Below are 747 nucleotides of genomic sequence, written 5' to 3'. Positions count from 1 at the left end.
ATTTGAGGTGTTTATTTAGTTAATCGGCTTACTATTGGAATTGGGGTGTCATATTTACAGCCATCTTTTAAACTGCTTCTTGCCTGTTTTACACCATTGGCACGTGGGGGAATTGTTTACACGTGTTGGAGAAATTGAGACAATTCGCGGTTTTTTTATGGGAAACATCGCAATAGCCGGGTCAAATGTTTTGTTTGCCATTATTTATTTATGGCAATTTTTTCATCAATGTGTATTTCACCTTTATTATTCTTATCATTTTTCTTTTATAGATTGGGTTGTTTTTTTGTAGTAGTTTTGGTGAAAAGGCAAACAGAAAGAGTGTTTTGCAAAGTAGAGTCAATGCGTGAGAACATGACAGCTAAATTGCAGTGCTGTTTTAAGTCATTATACGTACTGCGGATTTTTTTTGAGACATGCCGGTGAGCGCTTTGGAAGACCAGATTTTTGTTAATTTTTCTAATAGAGCGAAGGAGAGACTGGGGGCTTCTGCTAGAGTTGCGATTTTTTGAGGCGAATATTTTTTCTCGCTTATATTATGTTGCTTTTGAGTTTTCAACGGGAATGAATTTATATTAAGGGAAATTGCTTTACACAGGGCGCTTTCCAAATAAAGCAGAGCCAATGCGAAGGACATTCGAGCCAAATTGCAAAGCTGTTTTAAAGTCATTGGACATACCCATTGAGAGCTTTTGGAGGTCCGCTTGTTTTGCTAATTTTGCTAACAGGGCAAAATAGGGACCAGGG

At 37.6% G+C, this 747-nt stretch carries 1 pseudogene; it reads right to left on the bottom strand.

The features are described 5' to 3' along the window. Positions 1-590: 590 nt before the first annotated feature. Positions 591-747 (bottom strand): annotated as a pseudogene (locus tag ACFINS_RS10210) (YggS family pyridoxal phosphate-dependent enzyme); the annotation flags it as partial.

Origin of the sequence: Bartonella sp. AA2SXKL (genome assembly GCF_042197205.1) — a bacterium.
Classification (GTDB): domain Bacteria; phylum Pseudomonadota; class Alphaproteobacteria; order Rhizobiales; family Rhizobiaceae; genus Bartonella.
Note: the sequence above shows the minus strand (reverse complement) of the source record. Positions and strands in the feature narration are given on the sequence as shown.